Here is a 6,762-nt window from a genome sequence, read left to right on the forward strand (position 1 = left end):
CAGCGTTCCAGGCGATGGCGGACACGTTGCGCGGGTGTCCTGAGTGACGCTCAAATCGTAGCCGAAGTGTCCGCCATCAGCGTGGAATGGCGGTCGGCGCGGCCGGCTCAGACGGCCTTGGTGAGCTTGCGCATCGACTCGCCCTTGAGGGCTATCTTGTGCGAGCCGTGCACGATGCGGTCCAGGATGGCGTCGGCCAGCGTGGGCTCGTCCAGCCAGGCGTGCCAGGCCGTCACCGGCAACTGGCTGGTGATGAGCGTCGAGCGCGTGCCCACCCGGTCGTCCAGCAATTCCAGCAGGTCGTTTCGCTCGTGCGCGGCAATCGGCGCGATGCCGAAGTCGTCCAGGATGAGCAGGTCCAGCCGCGCCAGTTGCGCCAGCCGTTTGCCCAGGCTGCCATCGCCGTGGGCCACGTGCAGCTCCTGCAGCAGCCGTGGCGCGCGGGTGTAGAGCACCGAGAAGCCCAGGCGCGCGGCCTGCTGCCCCAGTGCGCAGGCGAGCCACGTCTTGCCGCACCCGGTGGCGCCGGTGAGCAGCACGTTGTGGCCATGGCGCAGCCAGTCCCCGCCGGCCAGGCTGGTGATGACCTCTCGGCTCAGGCCCCGGCTGGCGCGCCAGTCGATGTCCTCCAGGCAGGCACTGGAGACCTTCAGGCGGGCCGCCTTCAACAGGCGCTCCAGGCGCTTGCTGTCACGCCAGTCCACCTCGCGCTGCACCAGCAGCGCCAGGCGTTGTTCAAAGGGCAGCTCGCTGGCCGTGATGTGGGTGGCCGCGTCGCTGAGGGCGGCCACCATGCCGTCCAGGCGCAGGGCGCGCAGTTGGTTCAAGGTCTGTTCGTTGAGCATGGTTCTTCCTTGTTAGGTTTGCTTGCACGTTGGAGTTCAGTGGTAGTAGCCCGGCCCGCGCACGTTCTCGTGCAGCGGCAGGTTCGCCTGTGCGGCCATCGGCGCATCCAGCGGCCGCTGGTCCAGGCCGCAGCCCAGGATGGAGGCGATGCTCTTGTAGGACGGTGAGCGAATCGACTGCGCCCGCGCACAGGCGGCCTCCAGCCGGTCAGCCCCGTACTCACGGCCCAGGCGCATGAGGCCCAGACAGGAGCGGTAACCCTGCTCGGGATGCTGGCGGTGCTCCATCTGCCAGCGCACCACGGCGGCGGTGGCCGCGCCCACGCGCTCACCCCAGGCGATGAGCTTGGCCGGCGTCCACTGCAGGTGCGCCCGGTGCGAGGCCGGCATGTGCTCGGGCGTGGTGGTGTGTGCACCCCGTCGGGGATTGAGGGCGTGGGCGGCCACGCGTTTGCTGCCGTGCAGGACTTCGAGCGTGCCGGCCGTGATGCGCAACTCCACCGGCTCACCCACCAGGGCGTGGGGCACCGAGTAGTAGTGGCCATCGAGCTCAACGTGGTAATCGATGTTGACGCGGGCGGGTTTGAAGCGCGCGATGGGCATGCGCACCGGCGGCAGGGGGCGCAGGGCTGGCCGGTCGAGTTCGGCGAAGGCGCTAGTGCGGTTGCCCGGCAGCTTCTTGAACGCGCGCTGGTTCAAGTCCACCAGCAAGGCGGCAATCGCCCGGTTGAGCTCGGCCAGGCTGAAGAAGGTCTGGTGGCGCAGCCTGGCCAGAATCCAGCGCTCGACCACCTGCACAGCGACCTCCACCTTGGGTTTGTCGCGTGGCTTGGCCGGGCGCGCGGGCATCACGGCCAGGCTGTAGTGCGCACAGAGCTCTTCGAGCAGGCGGTGCGCGGTGGGCTCGTAACGGTCGGGTCGGGCCATGAGGGCGCGCGGCTGGTCAGGCACCAGCAGGCGGGGCACGCCGCCGATGAACTCCAGCGCGCTAATGATGCTGGCCACCCAGTCGGTGGCCTTCTGGCTGGCGGTGGCGCAGGCGTAGGTGTAGTTCGATGCGCCCAGCACGGCCACGAAGACCTGGGCCTGGCGTATCTCGCCAGTGTCGGCATCCACCACGGGAACGGTCTGGCCGGCGTAGTCCACAAAGAGCTTGTCACCGCCCGTGTGGGTCTGGCGCATGGAGCGCTGCAGGCGCCGGGCCCAGGCCTTGTACTTCTCGCAGAAGGCGCTGTACTTGTACGCCTGCCCGCTGTGCTGTTGCTGGTATTCCTCCCAAAGCAACTGCAGCGTCACGCCAGGTCGGCGCAGTTCGCGGTGGATGTGGGCGTGGTCGGGTTCAAGGTGCCGGGACTCGCGCGCCACGGGTGGCTTGTAGAGCCGGGCCTGGAGTTCGTCGTCGTTCAGGCTCTGGGCCAGTGCCCAGTCCACGCCGGCCACGCGCGCGTAGCTGGCTATCTCGCTGACAGTGGATTTGGAGATGCCGAGGGCGGCACCGATTTGACGGGTGCTCAAGGCCCCGCGGTGCAGCAGTTGCAGTGTGTGTCGTAGTTTGCTCATGGTGACCCTGGGTGTGGGCATCGCTGGTTCCGGTCAAAAAACCGGGCAGCGTATGCCGCGTTCGGGTCACTCAGAACACCCCGCAGGTGTCCGCCATCAGTTTGGAATGCTGTCCGCCTTCAGCGTGGAACACTGTCCGCCATCACGCTGGAACACTGTCCGCCATCAGCATGGAATCGTGTCCGCCATCGCGTGGAATACGCACCTGCGTGTGGATGCGCTGGCCGATGCGCCAGTAGAGCATCGTCAGCTCGCTATTCACCGTCGAGGCGGCGCGTTGCCGCGCCGCCTCAATCAGTACCCGAATGTCGCCCAGCAGCGCCGACGGCGCTGCGGGCGATGCCACGGATGACCGGCGCCTGGTCATGCTGTCGCCTCCGCAGGAGGCTGCTTGGCGCCGGTAATCGCCTTGCGCCGGTTCGCCACCAGTTCGGCCGCCTCGCGCACTGGATCGTCCTCGGTGTGGACATAGCGCATGAACATCACGACGGTCTTGTGCGCCGTCAGCGCCATGCCGACCTTGACCGGGATACCTGAATTGGCAATGTCGGTCGCAGAGCGATGGCGGATGCCATGCGTCCCCACGTGCGTCGCACCCGCCGCCTTGAGCACGCGGCACCAGCCGCCGTAATATTCGCCTGTGGTCAGGTGCTGCGCCGGATGGCGTGGCGACGGCAGCACATAGGGATTGCCTTCCTGTCTCGGTGCCGTCGAAAGCAGCCGGTAGGCTTCCTCGCTCATGGGCTTGGACATGCCGCCGGTCTTGCTGTCGGGCCAGACGACGCGCCGATTCTCCAGATCGACCCATTCCCATTCGAGCGTGACGATTTCGGAGCGGCGGGCGGCGAACTCGAATTGCAGGCGAATCGCCAGAGGGATGACGTAGTTCTCAAGCCCTTCGACCTCGATCTTGTCGAGCTGCCGGAACAGCTTGCCCATGTCGTCGTCGCTGATGAGATGGGTGGACTTGCCGGCAGGGAACATCGGGACATGGCGGCAAGGATTGGTGCCGTCTGGCCGATAGCCCCACACCTCCGCCATGTTGAACATCTTGCGCAGGATGCTGAACGCCTTGTTCGCCTCGGTCTGCTTGTATGAAAGTTTCTCCATCAGCCCGGCAACGTCCGGCCGCTTCACGTCGTGAACCTTCTTGCGGCCCAGCAGCGGGATGATGCAGCGGTCGATGACGCCTTGATAGCCGACTCGGGTGCTGGGCTTGTTGCGCTTCTTGGAGTAGTCCTCCATGAACTTCTTGCACAATTCCTCAACGGTGGGTGCCTGGCGTGCCTCGGCCTTGTCCGCTGCCGGATCGCCGCCCCGGCGCACCTGGGCCAGCCATTCCTGCGCCAGCGAGCGGGCCTGTTCAACGGTCAGCTCGCCGAACAGGCCCAGGGCCGGCTTGCGTCGCTCGCCGGCGTTGGTTCGGTACTGGAGCATGAACACCTTGCGACCGGCCGGCGTAATCTTGCACAGGAAGCCGGGAACAAGGGTATCGCGCAGCTCGATGGCTTGCGCTTGGGGTTGTGCCGCATCTACTGCGGACTTGGTGAGCTTGATCTTAGCCATGATGACTCCTCGGAAAGACCCGATTCCCAGGAGCCTCGTAGGAGCCAGTAGAAGGGAAGCCGGGTCAAGTTTCAGAAAGCACCGGCATATGTTGAACTCGCCTAAGTCATTGATAAACTTGCTGTATATGGCTGTGGCGTAGTCCAGCAAAGTGCGGTACTGGAGTCATCCTGAAATAAAAAAGGCCCGCACACCAGATGGTGTTGCGGGCCTTTTTATGTGTTGTGACGTTACACGCAGGTGGTTCAGGAGACCTTGTTTTGCGCCGTTTCTTTGACAGGGTCCTTGTTGGCTGTCGCGCTTAGTTGCGCGTCCTCTTTTTCCTGTTTCGCGTCAATGTCATCAGAGGTCAGCATCGGCAGGTGGAATTCTGTTTGTGCCTCGGCCTCAAGCTCGCGCGTGCGTGTATCGATGCGGTGCTTGATTTCCTTCATGAAGGTCTTGCGATCAAGGCCCGGTTCCATGGCGGGCAGGAATTCCATGGTGACGCGACCGCCATATTTCATAAAGCTGTCGCGGCCCCAGAACATGCCGGAATTAAGCGCGACCGGAATAACCTTGGTGTCGGGGAAGGCCTTATACAGCGCAAAAATTCCCGGGTGATACGGGCGGTTTGAGCCCGGCGGGGTACGCGTGCCTTCGGGGAAAATGATGACCTGGCGGTTTTCCTCAAGCGCCTTGGACGCACCCTTGATCATGTCTTTGAGGGCCTGACTGCCCGCCGACCGATCAACGGCAATCTGGCCCGAAAGGATCAGGAACTGCCCGACGAGCGGAATGCGCGTGAGTTCCTTTTTCAGGATATAGGCCGGATCAGGAACCACCGTATGGAAGGTCAGGGTTTCCCAAGCAGATTGGTGTTTGGCGACAATGATGCAGGGACCGTCTGGCAGATTTTCCAGACCGGTGAAGCGTTTGCGCATGCCCACCGAGTAGCGCAGCATGAACTGAATGAGGCGACACCAGGCATGGCCGACGAACTGGTTGGCCTTGCGCCCAAACAGCATCAGCGGCAACAGAACAATGCACAAAAGCGCCGTTCCGCCGAAAAACAACACGTTAAACAGCAACGCGCGCAGGGTAATCATTCAGACAAATTCCTTACAGCCATGGTCCTGACCCTAAATATTCACTGTTTTGTAACAGCAATATGACGATCAGAAAATGCCGATTGTTCAGCCATCCTTGCGCGCCGCGTTTGAGGCGGAATAGTCATCAAGGTCCGGTGCATCTTTCACAGGACCACCGGGGCTGCGCAGTGCGGCGCGGTCACCGTTTGGCAACCAGTTGAGCAGCGTGTTGCGCAGGCTGGCAAAGACGTATTTGTTGTATTCACTGGCGATCAGGGCGCTGCTGCCGGGGAAGCGCCACCAATTGTCGACCTTGACGTTATCGGGAAAGACCGGATGGGCGACGATTTCAACATCGGGCATCAGGCTTTTGAATTCCAGAAGGGATCGAGGCATATGGTAGTTCGCTGTCACGATGCGCAGGCTTTTGAAACCTTCCTCATACATCCAGACGGCGGTTTCAATCGCATTGCCGCGCGTGTTTTCAGCAACATGGCCCAGAACGACGCAGCAGGCGATCAGGCGCGGATCGGATTTGCCGACGGATAGAAGTTCGTCGACTTCGACCCCGCGATAGACACCCGATATGAACAGTTTGTCGGCAAGGCCGCGCACCAGAAGACGGCGGCCTTCGGCCAGGCGTTCGCTGCCGCCGGTCAGAACGACAATGGCGTCGGTGCGTTGGGTCGTGTTTTCAACCGTTTTGGGGATGTAATCGACATACCAGATGAAGCCCGCCGCCCAGACCAGCGCGCAGAAAATCAGTGTGGAAAGCAAAAAACGAAACCGCCGGAACCGGCGGCGATGTTGCACACTCAGCGGGGGCTTGTTCATGAAGGCGTGCCTGAATAGCGGCGGTCTGGCATGAATTCGGATCTCCTCAAGGGGACAAAGAGGGCCAAGGCCATGATCCCAAAAGGGAAGTGGTAACAACCGACTATACGAAGACCGTGAGCGGGTTACAACATCCGGTGTAGGACACGAAGCACAGTTCGGTTGGCGGTGATGCCCGCCACCAATGCGACAATAAACGGAATGGCGACGATCAGGCCAATAAAGGTCGGGCTGAGAACCAGTGACGGTACCGGCCAGCCAGCGCGCAATCCAAGCCAGCCGATCAGGGCGGAAACCGGCAGCGCAATCAAAAGGCCGATCAGTGCGCCAAAGAAGGCAAGGCGTCGATTATGGCGGCCGAACTGACTGGCGATATAGCCATCCTGTGCGCCGATCAGATGCAGCAATTCAATGATGCGATGATGGATCGAAAGGCCGGATCTGGTGGCAAACACCACCGAGAGCATGGTCGCGCCAAACAGCACAACAATTAAAAGGGCCAACGCCAGTTCAACTGAAAAGGCGACATCGGCAATGCGTTCGATCCAGATGCGATGATCATCAAGTACGGCCTCGGGCGCGATGACGCCAAGGCGGCTTTCGAGCGCATCAAAGTTAAACCCGGTTTCAGGCGTGACTTCGATAATGCGCGGAATTGGCAGTTCGCTGATGACTTCGTCCGGGCCCAGCCAGGGTTCGAGAAGGGCCGCCATGGTATCGGGGCTGAGTTCCTCGATCCGGGCGATGCCGGGCAGGGTGGACACCTGTTCGATGATGCTATCGACCGTGCCTTGCAGGGCGGCTTCACGTTCGGCGGGGGATCGGTTGGCAAGTTCGGTCGGGGGGACCTGGATCGACAGGCTGCCTTCGATCTGGCCGGACCATTG

General features: G+C 62.3%; 7 protein-coding genes. All 7 read right to left on the bottom strand.

Annotation, left to right across the window (positions count from 1 at the left end; all coding sequences use genetic code 11):
* Window positions 1-107 precede the first annotated feature (107 nt).
* The gene (gene istB, locus B4F27_RS11415; RefSeq protein ID WP_011805003.1) at window positions 108-845 is read right to left on the bottom strand and encodes an IS21-like element helper ATPase IstB; all 738 of its coding nucleotides are present in this window, start codon (window positions 843-845) and stop codon (window positions 108-110) included.
* A 36-nt stretch (window positions 846-881) separates the two neighbouring features.
* Window positions 882-2,426, bottom strand: coding sequence for an IS21 family transposase (istA, locus tag B4F27_RS11420; protein ID WP_024099860.1), 1,545 nt, complete (start codon window positions 2,424-2,426; stop codon window positions 882-884).
* Between the two features lie 121 nt (window positions 2,427-2,547).
* A complete protein-coding gene (locus B4F27_RS11425) occupies window positions 2,548-2,751 on the bottom strand; it encodes a DUF1016 N-terminal domain-containing protein (protein WP_021204060.1) in 204 nt (67 codons plus the stop codon).
* A 17-nt stretch (window positions 2,752-2,768) separates the two neighbouring features.
* Complete coding sequence (locus tag B4F27_RS11430; protein ID WP_008643195.1) at window positions 2,769-3,971, bottom strand: tyrosine-type recombinase/integrase; 1,203 nt, start codon at window positions 3,969-3,971, stop codon at window positions 2,769-2,771.
* 245 nt (window positions 3,972-4,216) lie between these two features.
* Window positions 4,217-5,059, bottom strand: a complete 843-nt coding sequence (locus B4F27_RS11435) for a lysophospholipid acyltransferase family protein (protein ID WP_286759707.1) — start codon at window positions 5,057-5,059, stop codon at window positions 4,217-4,219.
* A gap of 87 nt (window positions 5,060-5,146) precedes the next feature.
* Window positions 5,147-5,818 carry a YdcF family protein gene (locus B4F27_RS11440; protein ID WP_286759708.1) on the bottom strand — a complete coding sequence of 224 codons (672 nt, stop codon included), beginning with the start codon at window positions 5,816-5,818 and terminating at the stop codon, window positions 5,147-5,149.
* Window positions 5,819-6,000: 182 nt separating this feature from the next.
* Window positions 6,001-6,762, bottom strand: a 762-nt coding sequence (locus tag B4F27_RS11445) for a cell division protein FtsX (protein ID WP_414717698.1), incomplete at its 5' end; no start/stop codon positions are given.

Source organism: Sulfitobacter sp. UBA1132 (assembly GCF_002311545.1).
GTDB classification, from domain to species: Bacteria; Pseudomonadota; Alphaproteobacteria; order Rhodobacterales; family Rhodobacteraceae; genus Sulfitobacter; species Sulfitobacter pontiacus.

Excerpts from the sequence above, each read along its gene's own strand:
- B4F27_RS11430 (WP_008643195.1), bottom strand. The coding sequence starts at position 3,971 with ATGGCTAAGATCAAGCTCACCAAGTCCGCAGTAGATGCGGCACAACCC.
- istB (WP_011805003.1), bottom strand. The coding sequence starts at position 845 with ATGCTCAACGAACAGACCTTGAACCAACTGCGCGCCCTGCGCCTGGAC.
- istA (WP_024099860.1), bottom strand. The coding sequence starts at position 2,426 with ATGCCCACACCCAGGGTCACCATGAGCAAACTACGACACACACTGCAA.
- B4F27_RS11435 (WP_286759707.1), bottom strand. The coding sequence starts at position 5,059 with ATGATTACCCTGCGCGCGTTGCTGTTTAACGTGTTGTTTTTCGGCGGA.